Source organism: Serratia sp. BNK-12 (assembly GCF_047456085.1).
Taxonomy (GTDB): domain Bacteria; phylum Pseudomonadota; class Gammaproteobacteria; order Enterobacterales; family Enterobacteriaceae; genus Serratia; species Serratia liquefaciens.
The window spans coordinates 2,254,036-2,275,563 of record NZ_CP179896.1; the positions used below are offsets into that span (position 1 = coordinate 2,254,036).

At 54.9% G+C, this 21,528-nt stretch carries 21 protein-coding genes, 1 pseudogene and 1 other annotated feature; of the genes and pseudogenes, 8 read left to right on the forward strand and 14 right to left on the reverse strand.

All coding sequences use genetic code 11. The features are described 5' to 3' along the window. Positions 1 to 2 precede the first annotated feature (2 nt). The 3 genes from ACMGG1_RS10395 to ACMGG1_RS10405 all read right to left on the reverse strand — a co-directional run bounded on the left by ACMGG1_RS10395 (position 3) and on the right by ACMGG1_RS10405 (position 2,319). Positions 3 to 1,028 (reverse strand): LacI family DNA-binding transcriptional regulator, encoded by a 1,026-nt coding sequence (locus ACMGG1_RS10395; protein ID WP_128864676.1) that lies wholly within the window; start codon positions 1,026 to 1,028, stop codon positions 3 to 5. 247 nt (positions 1,029 to 1,275) lie between these two features. After that, the gene (gene yciA / locus ACMGG1_RS10400) at positions 1,276 to 1,704 is read right to left on the reverse strand and encodes an acyl-CoA thioester hydrolase YciA (RefSeq protein WP_020827163.1); all 429 of its coding nucleotides are present in this window, start codon (positions 1,702 to 1,704) and stop codon (positions 1,276 to 1,278) included. Between the two features lie 75 nt (positions 1,705 to 1,779). Further along, positions 1,780 to 2,319, reverse strand: a complete 540-nt coding sequence (locus ACMGG1_RS10405; protein ID WP_020827162.1) for a septation protein A — start codon at positions 2,317 to 2,319, stop codon at positions 1,780 to 1,782. Positions 2,320 to 2,553: 234 nt separating this feature from the next. Between ACMGG1_RS10405 and ACMGG1_RS10410 the strand changes: the two genes are divergently transcribed. Further along, the gene (locus ACMGG1_RS10410; protein WP_122079505.1) at positions 2,554 to 4,257 is read left to right on the forward strand and encodes a SulP family inorganic anion transporter; all 1,704 of its coding nucleotides are present in this window, start codon (positions 2,554 to 2,556) and stop codon (positions 4,255 to 4,257) included. Positions 4,258 to 4,304: 47 nt separating this feature from the next. Here ACMGG1_RS10410 and ACMGG1_RS10415 read toward each other — a convergent pair whose 3' ends face one another. Both ACMGG1_RS10415 and ACMGG1_RS10420 read right to left on the reverse strand, forming a co-directional pair. After that, entirely contained in the window at positions 4,305 to 5,057 is a 753-nt protein-coding gene (locus ACMGG1_RS10415; protein ID WP_044551674.1) for a YciC family protein, read from the reverse strand. 39 nt (positions 5,058 to 5,096) lie between these two features. Continuing rightward, entirely contained in the window at positions 5,097 to 5,537 is a 441-nt protein-coding gene (locus ACMGG1_RS10420; RefSeq protein ID WP_020827159.1) for a YkgJ family cysteine cluster protein, read from the reverse strand. Positions 5,538 to 5,820: 283 nt separating this feature from the next. Here ACMGG1_RS10420 and ompW point away from each other — a divergent pair, with 283 nt between their 5' ends. After that, positions 5,821 to 6,465, forward strand: a complete 645-nt coding sequence (gene ompW / locus ACMGG1_RS10425) for an outer membrane protein OmpW (protein WP_414161352.1) — start codon at positions 5,821 to 5,823, stop codon at positions 6,463 to 6,465. Between the two features lie 44 nt (positions 6,466 to 6,509). Here ompW and ACMGG1_RS10430 read toward each other — a convergent pair whose 3' ends face one another. From ACMGG1_RS10430 to ACMGG1_RS10455, 6 genes and pseudogenes are all read right to left on the reverse strand, one after another. Then, positions 6,510 to 6,824 carry a BON domain-containing protein gene (locus ACMGG1_RS10430; protein ID WP_020827157.1) on the reverse strand — a complete coding sequence of 105 codons (315 nt, stop codon included), beginning with the start codon at positions 6,822 to 6,824 and terminating at the stop codon, positions 6,510 to 6,512. Between the two features lie 220 nt (positions 6,825 to 7,044). Continuing rightward, on the reverse strand, positions 7,045 to 7,851 hold the full coding sequence (gene trpA, locus ACMGG1_RS10435; protein ID WP_128864675.1) for a tryptophan synthase subunit alpha: 807 nt from the start codon (positions 7,849 to 7,851) through the stop codon (positions 7,045 to 7,047). Beyond that, positions 7,851 to 9,041 (reverse strand): tryptophan synthase subunit beta, encoded by a 1,191-nt coding sequence (trpB, locus tag ACMGG1_RS10440; protein ID WP_020827155.1) that lies wholly within the window; start codon positions 9,039 to 9,041, stop codon positions 7,851 to 7,853. Before trpB ends, trpA begins: the two co-directional genes overlap by 1 nt. A 31-nt stretch (positions 9,042 to 9,072) precedes the next feature. Beyond that, on the reverse strand, positions 9,073 to 10,434 hold the full coding sequence (trpCF, locus tag ACMGG1_RS10445; RefSeq protein WP_172958990.1) for a bifunctional indole-3-glycerol-phosphate synthase TrpC/phosphoribosylanthranilate isomerase TrpF: 1,362 nt from the start codon (positions 10,432 to 10,434) through the stop codon (positions 9,073 to 9,075). Positions 10,435 to 10,437: 3 nt separating this feature from the next. Then, positions 10,438 to 12,033 (reverse strand): annotated as a pseudogene (trpD, locus tag ACMGG1_RS10450) (bifunctional anthranilate synthase glutamate amidotransferase component TrpG/anthranilate phosphoribosyltransferase TrpD). Beyond that, entirely contained in the window at positions 12,033 to 13,592 is a 1,560-nt protein-coding gene (locus ACMGG1_RS10455) for an anthranilate synthase component 1 (RefSeq protein ID WP_414161353.1), read from the reverse strand. Before ACMGG1_RS10455 ends, trpD begins: the two are co-directional and overlap by 1 nt. Before the next feature lie 27 nt (positions 13,593 to 13,619). Continuing rightward, positions 13,620 to 13,723 (reverse strand) — a sequence feature (Trp leader region). A gap of 243 nt (positions 13,724 to 13,966) precedes the next feature. Here ACMGG1_RS10455 and rnm point away from each other — a divergent pair. The 5 genes from rnm (at position 13,967) to rluB (ending at position 18,072) form a co-directional block, all read left to right on the forward strand. Next, positions 13,967 to 14,854: an RNase RNM gene (rnm, locus tag ACMGG1_RS10460; RefSeq protein ID WP_020827150.1), complete on the forward strand. Its 888-nt coding sequence runs from the start codon at positions 13,967 to 13,969 to the stop codon at positions 14,852 to 14,854. A gap of 48 nt (positions 14,855 to 14,902) precedes the next feature. Next, positions 14,903 to 15,523 carry an L-threonylcarbamoyladenylate synthase gene (locus ACMGG1_RS10465; protein WP_414161354.1) on the forward strand — a complete coding sequence of 207 codons (621 nt, stop codon included), beginning with the start codon at positions 14,903 to 14,905 and terminating at the stop codon, positions 15,521 to 15,523. Between the two features lie 118 nt (positions 15,524 to 15,641). Further along, positions 15,642 to 16,001 (forward strand): Rap1a/Tai family immunity protein, encoded by a 360-nt coding sequence (locus ACMGG1_RS10470; protein ID WP_414161355.1) that lies wholly within the window; start codon positions 15,642 to 15,644, stop codon positions 15,999 to 16,001. A gap of 147 nt (positions 16,002 to 16,148) precedes the next feature. Continuing rightward, a complete protein-coding gene (locus tag ACMGG1_RS10475) occupies positions 16,149 to 16,946 on the forward strand; it encodes an alpha/beta fold hydrolase (RefSeq protein WP_414161356.1) in 798 nt (265 codons plus the stop codon). A 229-nt stretch (positions 16,947 to 17,175) separates the two neighbouring features. Next, positions 17,176 to 18,072 carry a 23S rRNA pseudouridine(2605) synthase RluB gene (gene rluB / locus ACMGG1_RS10480; protein ID WP_020827138.1) on the forward strand — a complete coding sequence of 299 codons (897 nt, stop codon included), beginning with the start codon at positions 17,176 to 17,178 and terminating at the stop codon, positions 18,070 to 18,072. Positions 18,073 to 18,116: 44 nt separating this feature from the next. On the opposite strand, the gene cobO is transcribed toward rluB, so the two are convergent. Together cobO and ACMGG1_RS10490 are read right to left on the reverse strand one after the other, a co-directional pair. After that, entirely contained in the window at positions 18,117 to 18,707 is a 591-nt protein-coding gene (gene cobO, locus ACMGG1_RS10485; protein WP_187961443.1) for a cob(I)yrinic acid a,c-diamide adenosyltransferase, read from the reverse strand. A gap of 13 nt (positions 18,708 to 18,720) precedes the next feature. Next, positions 18,721 to 19,482, reverse strand: a complete 762-nt coding sequence (locus ACMGG1_RS10490; protein WP_020827136.1) for a YciK family oxidoreductase — start codon at positions 19,480 to 19,482, stop codon at positions 18,721 to 18,723. 358 nt (positions 19,483 to 19,840) lie between these two features. Here ACMGG1_RS10490 and sohB point away from each other — a divergent pair, with 358 nt between their 5' ends. Further along, the gene (gene sohB, locus ACMGG1_RS10495; RefSeq protein WP_020827135.1) at positions 19,841 to 20,887 is read left to right on the forward strand and encodes a protease SohB; all 1,047 of its coding nucleotides are present in this window, start codon (positions 19,841 to 19,843) and stop codon (positions 20,885 to 20,887) included. Between the two features lie 46 nt (positions 20,888 to 20,933). On the opposite strand, the gene ACMGG1_RS10500 is transcribed toward sohB, so the two are convergent. Then, a complete protein-coding gene (locus ACMGG1_RS10500) occupies positions 20,934 to 21,185 on the reverse strand; it encodes a YciN family protein (protein ID WP_128865179.1) in 252 nt (83 codons plus the stop codon). Positions 21,186 to 21,528: the final 343 nt, after the last annotated feature.

Below are 21,528 nucleotides of genomic sequence, written 5' to 3' on the forward strand. Positions count from 1 at the left end.
CGTCATTTTCCAAAATCGACGGGTTCACTGACCGATCCCCGGACGACCAGGCTAGGTGTTATTGATATTATGGCTTTACTCCCTGGATGAGACATTTTCATGGTCAGGCCTTCCAGGGCTTGGTAAGCCATGTCGTCCAAAGGAATTCTAACCGTGGAGAGTGACGGGAAAGACAATTTGGACATTTCTATATCATCGTAACCCATGACTGAAAGCTCCCTGGGGATCTTCAAGCCCAGTTCATTCGCCGCATTCTGCACGCCAATGGCCATTAAATCGTTATGACAGATAATGGCCGTTGGTAACGCTGCGGAGGAAAAAAGTTGATACATGGCGTCAACGCCGCTCTGATAGGTGTAGTTTCCTTCGATATAGTCGACGGCGTCTTCAGGCAGGTTAAATTCCCCCAGTGCTTTTTTCAGACCCGCGATACGGTTTGTTGTGGTCTTTAACGCTTTGGGCCCGGTCACACAGGCAATTTTTTTGTGCCCTTTGGACAGCAAGAACCGTCCTGCTATGTAGCCGCCAGTCTCATTATGTAAATTGAATTCTGTACCCCCGCACAAACTCATCACATCACCGATGTCGAAAGCGATAGCCACCACCGGCACCGCATGGATCTGTTTGATTACGGTATCAATTTTGTCGCGCTTCAACGATATGAGGATGATGCCGTCCACGCGGCCCGACATTAAATTAATGTAGGTGTGCAAATCCTCTTTATCGGCATGGCGGAAGCAGGAGATCACGGTAAAGTCCTGCTTGAAGCATTCATTTTCAAGCTTGAAGAACAGCTCGGAGAAAAAGGGGTTTTGGTCGACGATCGAAATAATGCCAATGCTTTTTAAACTGGCAGAGTTTTTCTTGAGTGAGGCGGCCAAGGCATTGTGTCGGTAGCCGGTAGCCTGAATGGCTTCCAGAATGTTCTGCCGGGTATCATCTTTGAGCTTTTTTTTATTATTAATAAAGTTAGATACGGTTGTTACAGAGACACCGGCATGGCGTGCAACGTCTTTAAGGGTAGCCATTCTCTACTTATAACCTCAGTTTTATGCCACAAGATGAATTGATAGGCGGAGCACTGACCAAGATAGCGATAGGCCGACTCTGGCGTCCCACGTCGTGGGGTACCCGGTTGATTATACACAAGCAAAATCAAGATACAGGCCTTTAACCGCCAAAAGGCGTTATTGAAACGCGTTGATTAACCTGCAGCAATAAAAAAGCCCGATGGGGTGCATCGGGCTGATTGAAAACGAATTTTGTCGCTACGGGTTATTCATCGAAACCCACACGGAAATTCATTTTTCCGTCGGGCAGGGCCCGTGAATTGCCCTCATCGTCCACCGCGACATAGGTAAATACTGCCTCGGTTGCGCGATAACGCTGGCCTATCGGGGCGGAGGACACTTTCTTGACCCACACTTCGATATTGATGGTGATAGAACTGCGCCCGGTACGGATACAGTGCGCATAGCAACATACCACATCACCCACGGCGACAGGTTTCAGGAAGGTCATACCATCGACGCGTACTGTTACTACGCGTCCCTCGGCAATTTCTTTTGCCTGAATAGCGCCGCCGATGTCCATCTGCGACATCAGCCAGCCGCCAAAAATATCACCGTTGGCGTTGGTATCAGCCGGCATCGCCAGCGTGCGCAGCACCATTTCGCCACTGGGTAAAGGTCGTTGTTGAGTCATAGCTGTCTGCTTATCAAAGAAGGGATTTCACTATACTGCCCGTAGCAAAGGCTACGGGCATTAACAATTTTGTAACTATTTTTTCTGTTCTTCCGGCATGTGCCGATAAATATAAATACCGCTTAGCAGGGTAAATACCAGCGTCAGCGCGGTCAGGCCGAACACCTTAAAATTGACCCAAACGCTTTGAGGCAGCCAGAACGCGACGTAGATGTTCGCCAGACCGCAGACCAGGAAGAACACCGCCCAGGCCAGATTGAGGTTGTTCCAGACTTTATCCGGCAGCGTCAGCTCTTTCCCCAGCATGCGCTGCACCAACGGCTTCTTGAGCACCAGTTGGCTGATCAGCAGCGCCAGCGCGAACAGCGTGTAGATGATGGTCACTTTCCATTTGATAAACAAATCGTTATGGAACACCAACGTCAGGGTGCCGAACACCAGCACCATCAGGAAGGTGATCAGCGTCATCTTCTCGATTTTGCGGTACTTGAACCAGGTGAACACCAGCGCCAGGGCGGTGGCGACAATCAGCGCGCCAGAGGCCACGTAAATATCGTAGAGCTTATAAAAGGCGAAAAAGACAATTAGCGGGAGGAAATCAAGAAACTGCTTCATAAATCAATCCATCATCTGTTCATCGGCCGACTATACCGGATTTGGCGGGTTCTGTGTACCGCTGGGAAGCGCTGATTATCGGCGTTTGGCCAACGGATTTCCGCCATGAAAGCAGGAATTTGCATAAACTTACGATTGAAGTCGCGAGTTCGCGGCGTGTGGATTGCCAGCGCGGCATTGGCATCGCATGATACGCCCAATAATAGCCGGATAATTTATAACGGAAAACAGGTTATGCAGTGGAAATCTCTCCAGGCGCTAACGCCCGGTTTGACGCATTTATTAGGGTATCAACGCAGTTGGCTTAAACCGGACATTCGCGCCGGGCTTTCCGTGGCTGCCGTTGCCTTGCCGGTGGCGATCGCTTATGCCGAATTGGCCGGGGTTAGTCCGGTGGTGGGGCTTTATTCCTGTATTTTGCCGATGGTTGCCTATGCCTTCTTCGGTTCCTCACGCCAGCTCATTGTCGGGCCGGATGCAGCAACCTGTGCGGTCATTGCCGCCGTGGTGACGCCGCTGGCGGCGGGCAACATGGAGCGCCACTGGCAGCTTACCATCATGATGACGGCGATGATGGGCGCCTGGTGTCTGTTAGCCAGCCGTTTCAAGCTGGGCGCACTTGCTGACTTGCTCTCCAGACCGATACTCAGCGGGCTGCTCAACGGGGTGGCTATTACCATCATGGTCGATCAGATTGGCAAGGTACTGGGTTTCGGCATGCATCCGGCGCAGTTGATCGAGCGAATCTACGCTTTACCGGGCAATCTGATGCACAGCGATGTATTGACCATGGCGGTTTCGCTGCTGACCCTGGTTACGCTGATCGGGTTCAAAAAATGGCGGCCTAACTGGCCGGCGCCGCTGTTTGCCATCGTTTTGGCGGCCTTTGTTACCTGGGCCGGTGGGCTGCAGCAGCACGGCGTAGTGACGGTAGGCGGTTTTAGCGACGTATTGCCGATCGTGCAGTGGCCGGATTTTCAGCCAGGCTTGCTGCGCGATATGGTGATCCCGGCGCTTAACCTGGCGGTCGTGAGCTTCGTCAGCATGATGCTGACCGCCCGCAGCTTTGCGGCCAAGAACGGCTATGAGGTCAATGCGGACGCGGAGTTTCGCGCACTGGGGCTGGTGAACATCGTCTCGGCGTTATCGCAGGGTTTCGCCATCAGCGGGGCGGATTCGCGCACGGCTGTCAATGACGCCAACGGTGGCAAGAGCCAACTGGTGTCGATCATTGCGGCAGGGGTGATTGCCTTCGTGTTGCTGTTTCTGATGGCTCCGTTGCAGTTTATTCCGGTGGCAGGACTGGGGGTGGTACTGATGTATGCCGCCTGGTCGCTGTTGGATATTCGCGGTATCTGGATCATGCGGCGCCGAAATGCGCAGGCCTTCAGGTTGGCGATGTTTACCTTCCTTTGTGTACTGCTGGTGGGGGTAATCAGCGGTATTGGCCTGGCGGTATTACTGGGGTTGATGCAGTTCTTGCGCACGGTATTCCGCCCGACGGAGCAGCTGTTGGGCGTCAATGACGAAGGCATGATCCACTCGATGGGCAACAATAACGGCATTAAGCCGGTGCCTGGAGTGATGATGTATCGCTTCAACTCGCCGTTGACCTATTTCAACGTGGCGTATTTCAAACGACGGATCCTGAACCTGGTGGATAGCACGCCGTTTCAACCGCGCTGGGTGGTGGTGGACGCCGTGGCCAGCTTTACCCATGCCGATATCAGCGTCCTGGCGGCAATTGATGAGCTGAAACGCGATTTGTTACAGCGTAACGTTAAGTTGGTGTTGGCAGGACGACGCACCGAATTGACGCGCTGGTTCCGCATCAACCGGGTAGGACGCGATCGGGAATTAATACTGGTACCGGATTTGTACCTGGCACTGAAGCTGATTCAAAGCAAGGAGCAGGCGGAACCAGCCGCGGCCCCATAAACAAAAAGGCACGCAGAAGCGTGCCTTTTTTGCATCCTGTCGCAAGATCAGCTGCGCAGCAGCATATACAGGCGGAACAGGTAAATCAGCAACAGGGCGGAAACCAGGTTGCTCAGAGCCGTCAGCACCACGCTGGCGACGTTCGGGGTCAGCACCGACAGGTGGCTCACCATAAACAGCACCAGCAGCTTGGCTGCCAGCCACAGCATCATTGCTGGAACAATCACGCGCGCATTGGCGAAAGCCAGTTTGCAGCTCAGTTTGATCGACGCGAACACGCCTTTCTTGTCGGCGGTGGTGATTACCGGGGCCAGCGAGAAGGCGATCGCCATAATCACACCCGGCACGACAAACAGCGTCAGCCCCAGTTGGATCAGCAGCGTGCAAATAAACAGCAGCAGCAGCAAACGCGGCAGTTCCGGCGCCGAAGCCCCGATAGCGCGCAGGGCGCTCAGGCGTTGCCCCTGAGAAACCAGGCGAACCAGCGTCAACATCCCGCCTACCAGCAGCACGTTACCCACTAACGCAGAGAAAGTGGCGGCGGCTGAGACCTTCAATAACACCATCTGCTGCTCAGGCGTCATTTGTTGAATGATTTCCTGGATCCCCATACCGGCGGACGCAGCAAAGTCACCTTCCGTTGCGCTCAGGATCTTCAACTGCTCGATGTCAGGGCTGAAAACCTGATTGAGCAGCACAGAAATGAACGCGGTCAACAACGCCAGTATCAGAATACTGGCCAGTTGGTTACGGAAAAAATTAAAACTGTCACGGTACAACGTGTTGGCCGTGATAGGCATGCAGACTCCTTGGCATCGAGAAACAGAGATAAATCAAAATCAGTGGGCGATTGTACCCTGTTCCACGTCGCTGTGGCACCCCGCGAATTGCACTACGGCTATTTCTTCGTCGATCTTGGCGATCGGTAAAGAAAGTGGCAACGGAACCGGCAATGGCGGCAGGCCATAACGTTCGCGAGCGCGGTCGCACGCTTCGTTACGCAGGCCATTCTCTCCCGACTGATCGAACTCACGGCAGGGGCTGGGGCGATTAAGATAAATAGAACAGGAAACCGCTTTGCCGATTTCGCCGTCGAGTGCGGTGCAGCGTGGGGACTTGCTGTTGGTCCCCTGCATACAGCGCAGGAAGGGGGTTAACGGCTCTGTTAGGGATAAAGGAACCACGCCGCCGCCATCTTCCGCTTCGGCCCAATAGAATGACACTCGAAAATAGCCGCAGCATGCGCCGCAACTGACACAGGGATTTTGAATTTCGCTCATCTTGATTGCCCGCCGACTCCTTACGACACCAACCAAAACCAACACGGAAGATGAAATTACGCAGCGGCGTTTTTTTTAGCAACTGAAATTTGAACATGTAAACAATTTGCAACAAAAAGCGTTTTTTGATTCAGATCAATTCTCGATTTATTAGTCTCTTAGGTAACCTTGTTTTTAGTAGGAATTAAAATTTTTACACATAAGATGTGATCTCGATGGGATCATAAATACCCGTAAGTAGGTATATTCCCCCTGGATGATAACCACACAAATGGAATGGATAATGAAAAAGACAACTCTGATGGTATTGGCGGCGATGATGGCCCCTATGTTGGCAAGTGCGCATCAGGCAGGCGATTTTCTTTTCCGTGCAGGTTCTGCGACCGTACGACCAAATGCCGGATCGGATGATGTACTTGGGCAGGGCTCATTCAGCGCCAATAATAACACCCAGCTTGGCCTGACCTTCGGCTATATGGTTACGGACAATATTGGTGTCGAACTGCTGGCCGCAACGCCGTTTCGCCACAAGGTAGGCTTGAACGGTTCCGCCGTGAACGGTGATATCGCTACGGTGCACGATTTACCGCCGAGCCTGATGGCGCAGTATTACTTTGGCGACAAGCAGGACAAACTGCGTCCGTATCTGGGCGTGGGCGTGAACTACACCACCTTCTTCGATGAAAAATTCAACGACAACGGCAAAGATGCCGGGTTGAGCAACCTGAGTTTGAAAGACTCCTGGGGTGTGGCCGCGCAGGCGGGCCTGGATTACAACCTGGATGAGCACTGGATGCTGAACATGTCAGTCTGGTGGATGAACATCGAAACCAAAACACGCTTTGACGATGCGGCCGGTAATCATCACAGCATAGATACGCGTTTGGATCCGTGGGTATTTATGTTCGGGGCAGGTTATCGTTTCTGATAGCGGTGAAACAGGGAGGCGCATACAGCGCCTCCGTTTTATTTTTACTTGATCTGCATGACGTTCTCGACGGATTTCACACCCGCTACGCCACGAGTTACCTGCACTGCACGGTTGGCATCGGCGCTCGAAGTGACAAAGCCGCTCAATTGCACACGACCTTTAAAGGTCTCGACGCTGATTTCGGTAGATTTGATGGTTTTATCCGCCAGCAGCGCTGACTTCACCTTGGTCGTCACTACCGTGTCATCAATATAACCGCCAGTCCCTTCAGATTTCGCTGTTGGCGCGCAGGCACTCACTGCGAATGCCACAACGGCAGCCATGCACAAGACCGAAAGGGTTTTAAATAGCTTCATAAATTACTCTCCATGCAATGTTATTGTTGAAACTACATTCGGGTTTTCACCTGAAGACGTAGTGCACCCCTAAAAAATAAAGAAATGCCCGACGCGCAACGCTAAGTGTGAGACAAGAATTGGGTTTGTTCAAACTTTAGATGTAAAAAAAATCGCACAACTTTGAGGGTAAACAAGATGTTATCGGCGGGCGCAATCTGCTGCGCCCACCGTTGAAGCCTTATGCCCGGGTAGCCGCTTTCATTTCACGCGTAAAATTCGCCAGTTTCGTCAGCATTTCTGTCGGATTAGCTTGATTCTGCTCGATAATTTTAACGATAGCCGAACCGGATATCGCCCCGGCAGCACCGGCCTGCAGCGCATCGCGAACCTGTGCCGGCTCGGAAATGCCAAATCCTTGCAGCGGCGGTGCCGCATGGTATTCGCGCAATTTATTCACCAGGTGATGAAGTGGCAATTCAGCGCGACTTTCGGTGCCGGTGACGCCCGCACGGGACAACAGGTAGGTGTAGCCGCGGCCGTGTGAGGATATTTCACGCAGTAAATCGTCGTCTGCATTGGGTGGGCAGATAAAGATAGGTGCAATGCCATGGCGCGTTGCCGCAGCACGGAAGGGCGCAGATTCTTCATACGGCACGTCGGCAATCAGCACCGAATCAACGCCGACTTCGGCACAGCGTTGGTAAAACGCATCGATGCCTTTATGGAATACCAGGTTGGCGTACATCAGCAGGCCGATAGGAATGTTCGGGTGTTTCTGGCGGATCGCCGCCAGCATTTCGAAGCACTGGGTTGGCGTCACGCCTGAGGCGAAGGCGCGCAGCGCAGCACTTTGAATCGTAGGGCCATCGGCCAGCGGATCGGAGAATGGAATGCCCAGTTCCAGCGCGTCGGCACCGGCTTCAACCAGGGTATCGACGATCTGCAACGAAAGCGCCGGGTTCGGATCGCCGAGGGTAACGAACGGGACGAACGCGCCTTCTTTCTTATCTGCCAGGCGGTTGAACAGTTGTTGATAACGTTCCATCAGATTTCTCCTCGAGCTTTCAGAATGTCGTGAACGGTAAATATGTCTTTGTCACCGCGGCCGGACAGGTTAACCACCAAAATCTGTTCTTTTTGCGGCGTTTCACGGATCATTTTCAGCGCGTGCGCCAGAGCATGGGAAGACTCCAGCGCCGGGATAATCCCTTCGCTACGCGACAGCGCTTTGAAAGCGTCCAGCGCTTCGTCATCGGTAATAGACACGTATTCAGCCCGACCGATGCTGTTCAGATAGGCGTGTTGCGGCCCGACTGAAGGGAAGTCCAAGCCGGCGGAAATCGAGTAGGACTCTTCGATCTGACCTTCGGAAGTCTGCATCATCGGCGCCTTCATGCCGAAATAGATGCCCACGTGGCCGTGTTTGAGCGGTGCGCCGTGCTGGCCGGTTTCAATCCCTAAACCTGCAGGTTCAACGCCGATCAACCCAACGCTGGTATCGTCGATAAAGTCGGCAAACATACCGATGGCGTTCGAGCCACCGCCAACGCAGGCCAGTACGGCATCCGGCAGGCGGCCTTCACGTTCCAGCATTTGTGCTTTGGTTTCTTCGCCGATCATGCGCTGGAATTCACGCACAATCGTCGGATACGGGTGCGGACCTGCAGCGGTACCCAGCATATAGTGGGCGGTTTTGTAGCTGCCAGACCAGTCGCGCAGCGCTTCGTTACAGGCATCTTTCAGCGTGGAGGAACCGCTGTGCACCGGGATCACTTCCGCTCCCATCAGGCGCATGCGGAAGACGTTGGGTGACTGGCGCTCGATATCTTTGGCGCCCATATAAATGCGGCACTTCAGGCCGAGCAGGGCACAGGCCAGTGCGGAGGCAACGCCGTGTTGACCGGCACCGGTCTCGGCGATGATTTCGGTTTTGCCCATGCGCTTGGCCAACAGCGCCTGACCCAATACCTGGTTAGTTTTGTGCGCGCCACCGTGCAGCAGATCTTCACGCTTCAGATACAGCTTGGTTTTGGTACCGGCAGTGAGGTTTTTGCACAGTGTCAAAGCCGTCGGGCGACCGGCGTAGTTTTTCAACAGGTCGATAAATTCAGCCTGGAATTCTGGATCGCGCTGGGCGCTGACAAAGGCTTCTTCCAGTTGTTTTAAGGCCGGCATCAGAATCTGCGGCACATATTGGCCACCAAATTCGCCGAAGTAGGGGTTAAGCAGCGTCATTTTAGTTCCCGTTATTATCCGTTAATCATAATTAGTAAGCGCGCAGGGTCTGGAACACCGCCGCCAGGCGGGCAGGATCCTTAATGCCGGGCTGGCTCTCTACGCCGGAGTTAAAGTCCAACCCGGCACAGCCGAGTTTGGCTGCGTCAACGCAGTTGTCTGCGCTCAGGCCACCGGCCAGCATCACGTTTTCCAGGTTTTCGCCGTGCAATACCGACCAGTCGAAACGCTGCCCGGTGCCACCCGCGCCGTTATCCAGCAGATAACGATCAACGTGCTGCAAATCGCGCTGCGGTAAATGGTCTTTTACGCTCAGTGCTTTCCAAATCTGGCACTCGGCAGGCAGTTCGGCGCGCAGGGCGCTGATATAGGCCTGATCTTCCGAACCGTGCAGTTGCACCGCTTTCAGCCCCAGGCGTTCGACGGTTTTAACCAGGGTCTCTACCTGCGCGTCGCAGAATACGCCGACATATTTCAGGGGGGCACCCGAGATAACTTCACGGGCGCGGTTGATATCAACATAGCGCGGTGAACGCCCGACGAAAATCAGTCCGCCATACACCGCACCTGCCTGATAGGCCGCGCTGGCATCCTGCGGACGGGTCAGCCCGCAGACTTTGTTGTCGCCCAGGATCACCCGGCGCACGGCGGCACGGAGATCGGTTTCCGACATTAATGCGCTGCCAATCAGGAAACCGTTGGCAAAGTGGCTCAGTTCGCGGATCTGACCGTAATTGTTGATGCCGGACTCGCTGATCACCGTCACCCCGTGTGGGACGCGAGGCGCCAACTGGCGAGTGCGATCCAGATCGATACTCAGGTCGCGCAGATCGCGGTTATTGATACCGACCACGCGCGCTTCCAAAGCAATGGCCCGTTGCAGCTCTTCTTCGCTGATCACTTCGGTCAGCACGCCCATGTTCAGGCTGTGCGCAACCGCAGCCAATTGACGGTACTGATCGTCGTTCAGCACGGACAGCATCAGCAGAATGGCGTCGGCCTGATAGAAGCGCGCCAGATAGATCTGATACGGGTCGATAATAAAGTCTTTGCACAGCACCGGCTGTGTCACCGTCTTGCTGACCAGCGGCAGAAAGTCGAAGCTGCCCTGGAAGTATTTTTCATCGGTCAACACCGAGATCGCCGAGGCGAAATCCTTGTAGACCGAAGCAATTTCCACGGGATCGAAATTCTCGCGGATTAATCCTTTGGAAGGGGATGCCTTTTTACATTCAAGAATAAACGCCGTTCTGGCACCCTGCAGCGCGTGATAAAAGCCACGCTCGCTGGGGACGATTTCATTTTGAAAACTGGCCAGTGGCTGTTGTTGCTGTCGTGCTGCGACCCATTGCGCTTTATCACGAACAATCTTGTTGAGCACGGTTTCCTGCATCATTTATCCTCTTGCTGCCAGTGCGGTTACGCGCTCGTAAGCTTTCCCGCTGTGAATCATGTCCAGTGCCTGCTGCGCGTTTTGGCGCAGGTCTTCATGCCCGAATAACTTCAGCAGCAGCGCCACGTTAGCGGCCACCGCAGCGGCGTGCGCCGGGTCACCTTTACCTTGTAACAACCTTGCCAGAATGTCACGATTTTCTTCCGGCGAACCGCCCAGCAGGGCCTCCAGCGGGTAGCGTTGCAGCCCGAAGGATTCTGGCGTCAGCTGATAGCTTTCAATTTCGCCGTTGTTCAGCTCGGCCACGTGGGTCGCGGTGTGGATCGCCACTTCATCCATGCCACCGCCGTGCACGACAGCGGCTCGTTGATAACCCAGCACGCGCAGGGTTTCGGCAATCGGCAGCACCAATTCCGGGCTATAAACGCCGATCAGCGCCAGTGGCGGACGCGCCGGGTTGATCAGCGGACCGAGTACGTTGAATACCGTACGGGTTTTCAACTGCTGACGTACCGGCATCGCATGGCGGAAACCGGTGTGATACTGCGGCGCGAACAGGAAGCATACGCCCAGGTCATCCAGCGCTTGGCGCGCTTGTTCCGCTGGCAGATCCAGACGAATGCCGAACGCCGCCAGCAGATCGGATGATCCTGACCGGCTGGAAACGCTGCGGTTACCGTGTTTTGCCACTTTGGCGCCGCACGCGGCCGCCACAAAGGCGCTGGCGGTGGAAATATTAATGCTGTTGGTGCCGTCACCGCCGGTGCCGACGATATCGGCAAACGGGTAGTCCGGGCGCGGGAACGGCAGGGCATCGGCCAGCAGCGCTTTAGCCGCGCCGGCGATCTCTTCCGGACGTTCGCCGCGAATTTTCATGCTGATCAGCGCCGCGGCCAACTGGCTTGGCTCCAGCTCACCGCGAACAATGGCGCTGAACAACTGCTGGCTTTCCTGCTGATTCATCGACTCTGAGCGGTACAGTTTTTCAAGAATAGTTTGCATCGTCGTTTCCTCTCGTTATTTCGCCAGCGCCCAGGCCAGAGTTTGCTCAAGCAAACGCGCGCCGTGAGTGGTCAGGATAGATTCCGGATGGAACTGGAAACCGCATACGCGATGCTTGTCATGACGTACTGCCATCACCATGTCGCCGAAGTGGGCGTTAACGGTGAGTTCGGCCGGGATATTGCTGCCGACCAGGGAATGATAACGGGCCACCGGCAGTGGGTTCACCATACCGGCAAACATCCCTTCGCCATCGTGGCTGATGGCCGACGCCTTGCCATGCAGGATTTCCCCGGCCTGGCCGACGTGCCCGCCATAGGCTTCGACGATTGCCTGATGGCCGAGACAGATGCCGATAATGGGTAACTGGCCGCGCAGGCGCTGCAACAGCTCCGGCATGCAGCCGGCTTCGGCCGGTGTGCCCGGGCCAGGAGACAGCATCAGCACCGGCTGGGTCAGTTGCTGCAGGCGCTCGATAATCACCTCGGCAGAAATTTGGTTGCGATAGATCACCACCTGATGGCCGCTGGCGCGCAGCTGATCGACCAGGTTGTAGGTAAAGGAATCAACGTTATCGAGCAGTAAGATATCGGCCATCAGAACACCTCCTTGGCCTGGTGCGCACTGGCAATGGCGCGCAGCACGGCACGTGCCTTATTACGGGTTTCATCGGCTTCCGCCTGTGGTACAGAATCCAGCACTACGCCGGCACCGGCTTGCACGGTGGCAATGCCGTCTTCAACATACGCGGAACGGATGACAATACAGGTATCCAAATCACCGGTGGCGGTGAAGTAACCCACTGCGCCGCCGTAGCTGCCACGACGGGTGCCTTCGGAAGCGGCAATCAGCTGCATGGCGCGCACTTTAGGTGCACCGCTCAGCGTGCCCATGTTCATACAGGCCTGATAGGCGTGCAGCACGTCAAGGTCGGCGCGCAAGGTGCCGATCACACGGGAAACCAGGTGCATTACGAAAGAGTAGCGGTCCACTTTGGTCAGATCGGCCACGTAGCGGCTGCCGGCCTGGCAGATGCGCGCCAGATCGTTTCGCGCCAGATCGACCAGCATCAGGTGCTCGGCCAGCTCTTTATGGTCAGTACGCATTTCCAGCTCGATACGGCTGTCCAGATCCAGGTCCAGTGAACCGTCGGCACGACGACCGCGTGGGCGGGTACCGGCAATCGGGTAGATTTCAATCTGGCGGTTGTTGGCGTCGTATTTCAAGGCACTTTCCGGCGACGCGCCGAACAGGGTGAACTCGTCATCCTGCATAAAGAACATATAGGGGCTTGGGTTGTTGTCTTTCAGCGTCTGATACGCGGCCAGCGGGGCCGGGCAGGGCAGCGAGAAACGACGCGACGGCACCACCTGAAAAATTTCACCCTGACGAATGGCCTGTTGCAGCTCGCTGACCACGGCACCGTATTCTTCATCGGTCTGGTTGCAGCTCAGCTGCATGTTTTCCAGCTTCTGGTGAGGAATGGGCTGCGGCGTCTGTTTCAATTGCACCTGCAGCTGTTCCAGGCGCAGTTGCAGGCGTTGTTCCTCGGCCGGGTCGGCCGTGAATACGCTGGCCTGCAGACGGGCGACGCCGCGTTGGTGATCCAGCACCAACAGGGTTTCCGCCAAATAGAAGCAGAAGTCCGGGCAGCGCTGATCCTGACGCAGTGTCGGCAGGTCTTCGAAGCCGGCGACCAAATCGTAAGCAAACAGGCCACCAAGCATGACGGCTTCACGTTCGTCGGCGGGAGAATCCACCAATGTTAGCAGGGTGCGCAGCGCGTCAAATACCGACAGCGACCGCAGGCGAGCGTCTTCATCCTGGATAGCGTCAATCGGCGGGAAAGTCAGTTCCCGGCCGTTAGGGCGCACCTGAATCTGTACTTCAGGCGGCAGCGCCTCATCCAGCAGCGGCAGCATTGCCGCACCGTTGGCGGTCAGCGCCTGCAGGGTGACGATACGACCCAGTGCGGTGATACGCAGGGCACTGTCGATCACCAGCAGGCTTTGCAGGTTTTGCTTGCTGTTGATTTCAGCAGATTCCAACAGCAGGGTTGCCGGACGCGCGCCACACAACTGGTGGAAAATAGTGGTCGGATCGCCCCGGTAACTGGCCTCCGCCTTCAGTAATTTAAGCTGTGGTTTGATGTTCATCTTGGGTCTTCCAGTTAAAATTTGTCCATAAAAAAGCCCGCGTTACCAGCGGGCTTAGGGAATCTGCAGTGTCAGATGACAGGTATGCGTGATTACACCGCCCGCGAAAGGGAGGTACGCCACCAACGAAGAAGAGAAGTTTGCTTATTCATTTCTGTGCTCTCTTGTTTATCATCCAACCAGGGTATCGCCCTGAACTTGTGTACTAGTTAACTGGTTCGCGAGAATAAAGTCAACCCTCTTTTCACACAATGTTTTAGCCGCAAGCGTGAATAATTTTCATCGAGCGGAACAGGCCGTCGGCCAGAATAGATTTCCGTCCTGCGGGCGAACGCGGGTATGATAGAAGGCCAAACCTTTGACGGATATTTCTTTTGACAGACAGCAGCCCCCAGCCTTCCGCCTTTACCCTGTACGATCTCCACAGCCATACCACCGCCTCTGACGGCTATTTGACGCCGGCGCAGTTGGTGCAACGGGCCGTTGAGATGCGGGTAGGCGTATTGGCGATTACCGACCACGACACCACCGAAGGTTTAGCCGCCGCAGCCGCAACCATTGCCGAGCTGTCGTTACCGCTGCAGTTGGTGAACGGGGTGGAGATCTCCACGCTGTGGGAAAATCATGAGATTCATATCGTGGGTCTGGGGATTGAAACTGCACATCCGGCGATGGTGCAATTGTTGGCCGAGCAGACTGAGCGTCGCAACCTGCGCGCACAGGAAATTGGCATCCGGCTGGCGAAAGCGCGTATTGACGGTGCATTTGAAGGCGCGCAAAAGTTGGCGGACGGTGGGGCGGTGACGCGTGGTCACTTCGCCCGTTATCTGGTGCAGATTGGCATCGCTGACAATATGGCTCAGGTGTTCAAGAAATACCTGGCCAAAGGCAAAACCGGCTACGTTCCGCCACAGTGGTGTACAATAAAACAAGCCATTGATGTGATTCATCAATCCGGCGGTCAGGCGGTGATAGCGCACCCGGGCCGTTACGACCTGACGGCCAAATGGCTGAAACGGTTGTTGGCGCACTTTGCCGAACAAGGGGGGGATGCCATGGAGGTTGCCCAGTGTCAGCAGGCACCGCATGAGCGTTCGCAACTGGCAAAGTATGCGCAGGAATATCAATTATTGGCGTCGCAGGGCTCTGACTTTCATCAGCCCTGCTCGTGGATCGAACTGGGCCGCAAACTGTGGTTACCCGGCGGGGTTGAACCCGTGTGGCGTGACTGGCCACAACCGCAGCAGGGCAAGGTCAGTTGATTTAACGTGGGCGATGCCGCCCGCGTGCATCATTTTTAGGAGCAAGTCATGAGTCAGCTTTTTTATATCCATCCAGATAACCCGCAACCGCGCCTGATCAACCAGGCGGTGGATGTGCTGCGTAAAGGTGGGGTGATCGTCTATCCTACCGATTCCGGCTACGCGTTGGGTTGCAAGCTGGAAGACAAGACGGCCATGGAACGCATCTGCCGTATCCGTCAATTGGACAGCAATCATAATTTTACCTTGATGTGCCGCGATCTGTCCGAGCTGTCTACTTACGCTTATGTCGACAATACCGCGTTTCGACTGATCAAGAACAACACCCCCGGCAACTACACGTTCATTTTGAAAGCGACCAAAGAAGTCCCGCGTCGCCTGATGAACGACAAGCGCAAAACCATCGGTCTGCGCGTGCCGTCTAACCCGATTGCGTTGGCGTTGCTGGAAGTGCTGAATGAGCCGATGATGTCGACCACGTTGATGCTGCCAGGCAATGATTTTGCCGAATCCGATCCGGAAGAGATCAACGATCATCTGGGCAAGCAGGTGGATCTGGTGATCCACGGCGGCTTCCTGGGCCAGCAACCGACCACGGTGATTGATCTGACCGAGTCCGCGCCGGAAGTGGTGCGTGAAGGGGCAGGCGACGCAACGCCTTTCCATTGATGCATAATTACGCTGCCGCTTTTGCTCATTTTCTGAAAAGTGGCGGTAACGGCGTCATTTGCCGGTAAAGCCGCTATTCTACAATATCAAAAACTGATAATAGGCAGGATGCGTAGCAATGATTAAGCGGATTTCTCTTTTGGTGGCCATATTGTTTTCCTCTGCGGCCAGCGCGGGGTTTTATTCCGGCAGCGCTTTGCTGTCGGAAACCAGCGGCTATGTGAAAAATAAGAACGGAGCGGCTACCGTCACCGAAGCGCTCGATGGCGGGATGTTTATGGGCTATGTGGCCGGCGTATTCGATACCTTCTCAATGCAGGGCAATCGTAGCATTTGTCCGGATGCCGGGATGAGCGTGGGGATGGCGGCGGACGCGGTGATGCAGTATTTAAATGAACACCCGGAACAGCTTCACTATTCCGCGCCTTCGGTGATTATGCTGGCATTAACCGCCGCTTATCCCTGTGAACGGCATTAATCGCGTTTTTTTAGTGCGTATTTTTTCATTAGGTGCGAAGCCCCTTATTTAGCATCTATTCCAATAGATGAAACTGACGAAGGCTGTCATTTTACTGCTAATGCACAAATCCCCTTATCGTGGGGGATATGACGTTTAGGAGACAAAATGACAGCGTTTCGCCATGGCACCCTTTCTCTCGATTATCATGATTCCGGTTCAGGCCCGCTGACGTTGGTCCTGCTGCCCGGTTGGTGTGAACCAAAAACCGTATTTGCCCCCTTTACCGCACTGGCGTCGCAAAAGTATCGGGTGATCAGCCTCGACTGGCGGGGGCACGCCCTGTCTGATCGTGATGCCGGATTCTCCCTTGGCGCACAGGATCTGCTGGCAGATCTCCAGCAATTGCTGCTTGAGTTGCAAGTGGAGCGGTTTGTGACGCTGTCGGTAGCGCACGCCAGTTGGATAGCGGTGGCGTTGGCCGAGAACATGCCGCAGCAGATGCAGGGAATGGTGTTTCTCGATTGGATCATGACCCAGCCTGAGCCTGCATTTTTCGATTCCGTTCAGCAAATGCAGCGGCCTGAACACTGGCTGGCGGCGCGGGATGATTTATTCACATTCTGGCAGGGCGGTATTGAACACCCACAGGTAAAACAGCATTTGACCGTTGAAATGGCGCAGGAGGATTATCGCGTTTGGCAGGCCGCCGGCGTGGCGATTGAGCAAGCTTACAGGCAATACGGTTCGCCGCTAAACCGGCTGGGGGAATTAACCTCACCGCCTGCTTGCCGGCATATTTACTCACTGGATCGTGGCGAAGACTATTTGCGGCAACAGCAGAGCTTTGCCGCCAACCATCCATTTTTCTCGGTCGTGCGGCTGGAGAATGCCCGAACTCACCTTGGTATTCTTGAGCAGCCAGCGGCAGTGTATCGGGCGGTAGTCGATTTCCTCGATGATTAATCCGTTTTCCGAGTAGGTTATAAAGCGGGGGCAGACCCGCTTTTCAGCGAGTTCTCACGCAATCGATAGCTTTCGATAATCGACCAGACAACAAAGTGGGTTTCAACCCTATTGAAAGCCTGTATAATGCGCGGTTCGATCCAAGTAAACGTATTGTTACCGCTGTGGCGCCTGACGCCGCGACGGTCATCCCCCCGACGCCTGTGAAGGCGACACTAGAGGTTGCTCAATGAGCGAAAAGTTACAGAAAGTTTTAGCGCGCGCCGGTCATGGCTCGCGTCGTGAAATCGAAACCATTATTGAGGCCGGGCGCGTCAGCGTCGACGGTAAAATTGCCAAACTGGGTGATCGCGTTGAAGTAACCCCTTCAATGAAAATCCGTCTGGATGGTCACGTCGTTTCGGTTAAAGAATCTGAAGAAGCGGTTTGCCGCGTGCTGGCTTATTACAAGCCGGAAGGCGAATTGTGTACTCGCAGCGACCCAGAAGGTCGCCCGACGGTCTTCGATCGCTTGCCCAAGCTGCGTGGTTCGCGCTGGGTAGCGGTAGGGCGCCTGGACGTCAACACCTCAGGCCTGCTGTTGTTCACCACCGACGGTGAACTGGCTAACCGCCTGATGCACCCAAGTCGTGAAGTTGAGCGTGAATATGCCGTGCGCGTATTTGGCCAGATTGACGACGAAAAAGTGAAGCAGCTAAGCAAAGGCGTTCAACTGGAAGATGGCCCGGCGGCTTTCCGCACCATCACTTTCCAGGGTGGCGAAGGCATAAACCAGTGGTACAACGTGACCCTGACCGAAGGGCGTAACCGTGAGGTTCGTCGTCTGTGGGAAGCCGTTGGCGTTCAGGTTAGCCGCCTGATCCGCGTGCGTTACGGCGATATCGACCTGCCAAAAGGCATTCCTCGTGGCGGTTGGACCGAACTGGAATTGCCGGCGATCAACTACCTGCGCGAACTGGTTGACCTCAAGCCTGAAACCGTCAGCAAGATGCCTGTTGAGCGCGAGCGTCGCCGTGTGAAGGCTAACCAGATCCGTCGTGCCGTTAAGCGTCACACCCAGGTGGCAGGAAGCGGTCGCCGCAGTGCTGCGGGCAGCAAGCCGGGCAAACCAAGCAAACGCAGCTGATTATCACGCCGTAGCCCATTCGGGCTGCGGCGTTTTTCTTTTCGTTACCAGTCAATCCCCTGTTGTGCCTTGATACCCGCGTCAAACGCGTGCTTCACCGGCCGCATCTCGGTCACCGTATCCGCCAGCTCCAACAAATCACGATGGCAGCCACGCCCGGTGATGATCACCGTCTGGTGCGCAGGACGTTGTCGTAGCGCTTCCAGTAGCTCATCCAGTTCAAGGTAGCCGTAGCTGACCATATAGGTCAGTTCGTCCAGCAGCACCAGATCCAGGCTGCTGTCTGCCAGCATACGTTTGCCGTGTTGCCATACGGCCTGACAGGCGGCGGTATCGCTGGCCTTATCCTGTGTTTCCCAGGTAAAGCCGGTCGCCATCACCTGAAACTCGACGCCGTGCTGTTGCAGCAGATTTTTCTCACCGTTCGGCCATTCACCCTTGATGAACTGAATGACGCCAGCTTTCATCCCGTGGCCAACGGCCCGGGTCACGGTGCCAAACGCCGCAGTGGTTTTACCTTTACCGTTGCCGGTGAATACCAGCAGCAGCCCCCGCGCTACCTGAGCAGCAGCAATGCGCGCATCCACCTGCTCTTTAAGGCGCTGTTGTCGTTGTTGGTGGCGATCTTCAGCCATGATAAAGCCCCTTTTATTCGGCCGCGCCGGGTTTACGGTTAGGTTGAGCATCGAAACTCATACCGGTTTTACGGCGGCTGTCATCCCCCATCAAATAGAGGTAAAGCGGCATGATGTCAGCCGGGGTTTTCAGCTTGCTTTTGTCTTCGTCAGGAAACGCAGATGCGCGCATTTGGGTGCGAGTTCCGCCCGGATTGATGCAATTTACCCGCAGATTGCGATTTTTGTATTCATCGGCCAGCACCTGCATCATGCCTTCGGTGGCGAATTTTGACACGGCGTAGGCGCCCCAGTTGGCACGCCCGGTGCGGCCAACGCTGGAACTGGTAAACACCAGCGATCCGGCGGGGGATTTCAACAGCAGAGGCAGCAGCGCCTGGGTGAGCATAAAGGTCGCATTGACGTTCACTTGCATCACCTCGTTCCACATCGTCATTGACAGCTCGGCCATCGGGGCGATGTCACCCAGCAGGCCGGCATTGTGCAACACGCCGTCGAGACGCGGGACGCGGGTTGCCAGCTCATTCGCCACCTGTTGGCACTGCTCTTGCGTAGTATGCAGCAGGTCCAGCGTGATGGTGTAAGTGGGGGCGTCACTGAGTTTGGCGATTTCGGCCTGTACCGCCTTTAGTTTGCTTTCGGTGCGGCCCAACAGCACTAATTGTGCGCCAAATTTGGCATAGGTGAGTGCGGCTTCGCGGCCGATGCCGTCACCGGCGCCGGTGACCAGAATAATACGTTGTTGCAACAGATCCTGCTTGGGTTGGTAATGCACAATAATTCCTCGCGCCTTGGTGGCTGGTCTCCCGCTTGCATCGGGGAGGGGGTGGATTGAGGGGCCATGACAGGAGCAAAGGCTCGACCGCATGCAGGCCCCGCAGCGAATTTGGATCATCATCTTGATGAATAATCCGTGTTATATGCCTTAAATGGATCGTATTTTCAATGATTAGGCGGCAGAAACGGCATTCTTTTGTAACAAAAATGGCAGGGGGCTGGCTTGGTTAAGCCAAAATCCGCCCACATAGTAAAGAGGCCGCACAAGGAATTTTTATTTAGTCGCGACAGCCACCGCTTCGGTTGGCTAGAATGAATGAGATAGTACTAACAACCTGTTAATAAAGGCGGAATCTGTGGAGTTTATATCTGTTTACGGCCTGTTTCTGGCCAAAGTCGCGACGGTTGTGATTGCCATCGCCGCGCTGGCGTTGCTGGCGGTCAGCCTTGGGCAACGCAAAGCCCGACACAAAGGGGAACTGCAGCTTACCGACCTCGGAGAACAATACCGGGACATGCAGCGCGATATGCGTTTGGCGCGGATGGGCGAGGCGGAACAAAAGGCCTGGAGCAAGCAGTTTAAAAAGCAGACCAAAGCCGACGATAAACTGAAGAAGCAACGTGCCAAAGCCGGGGCGGTGGAAGCCACCAAACCTTGTCTTTACGTGCTGGATTTCAAAGGCAGCATGGATGCCCATGAAGTGACTTCACTGCGCGAGGAAGTTTCCGCGGTGCTGGCCGTGGCGACGCCGCAAGATGAAGTTCTGCTGCGGTTGGAAAGCCCGGGCGGGGTGGTTCATGGCTACGGGCTGGCTTCATCGCAGTTGGCCCGTTTGCGTGCCGGCGGCATTCGCCTGACGGTCGCGGTAGACAAAGTCGCCGCCAGCGGCGGTTACATGATGGCCTGCGTGGCGGATCGCATTGTGGCCGCGCCCTTTGCCATCATTGGTTCGATCGGCGTCGTGGCGCAAATCCCGAACTTCCACCGCTTGCTGAAAAAGAATGATATTGATGTGGAGTTGCACACCGCCGGCGAGTTCAAACGCACATTGACGCTGTTTGGTGAAAACACCGAGCAGGGGCGTGAGAAGTTCCGTGAAGATCTGAATGAAACCCACGAACTGTTTAAAGAGTTTGTGCATCAGCAGCGCCCATCGCTGGATATCGACAGCGTGGCGACCGGTGAACACTGGTTCGGGACCCAGGCGAAAGAAAAAGGGTTGGTTGATGCAATTGGCACCAGTGACGATCTGCTGATTGCTGAAATGGAAAATCACGAGGTGGTGGGGGTGCGCTATGCACGTCGTAAACGCCTGATGGACCGTTTTACCGGCAGCGCGGCCGAAAGTGTCGATCGTCTGCTGTTACGTTGGTGGCAGCGCGGGGAAAAACCGCTGCTTTAAGCGTAGCGATTAAATAGCAGGGGGGCTTAGCCCCCCTTTTTTATGCTTAATCGACCAAATGGTATTTCTCAGAAAACACGTGAGCCAGGTGTTTAAACATATTAAATACTGCGGTCGTTTTTGCCGTTGGCAATCCATCCGGATCTAAAAAGAATTCTCCGCGAAAAACTAAAACGCTGCCTTTTTGTTCAACTTCGGTGGCAACCATGCCATGCAGATAATCATCGTGCTGGCGAATCAGGTTATTTGCTTCTTGCAGTAAGGTTTCACGATCAATGGGTAAGGTATTAGCGCGCATTTATTACACTCCAAACATAAATTCTGCTCATATTCTAACGTCAGTTCGCATTTATCCGCAAACAGACTAAGGTTTATTTGCCGTCTGGATGGCTAGCGGTATCTGCCGATTGGCGAAATCTGCCTTTCCGTGCTAATTAGGTTGCGTGACGCTTTTTATCAGGTACAGTGTGGGATTTTGCGGCGTCGGGTGGAAGGTTTTGTTTACGCCATAAATGAGTCTCACACAGCCATACTTCTGGGGCATGGGTGAATAGCAGGCAGGATCAACAACTTGCGTTCAGGTTGAGCAGTTAAGCAGCCAACAGAAAAAAACATGTTGATCTCTTGCCAGACTGCCGCAA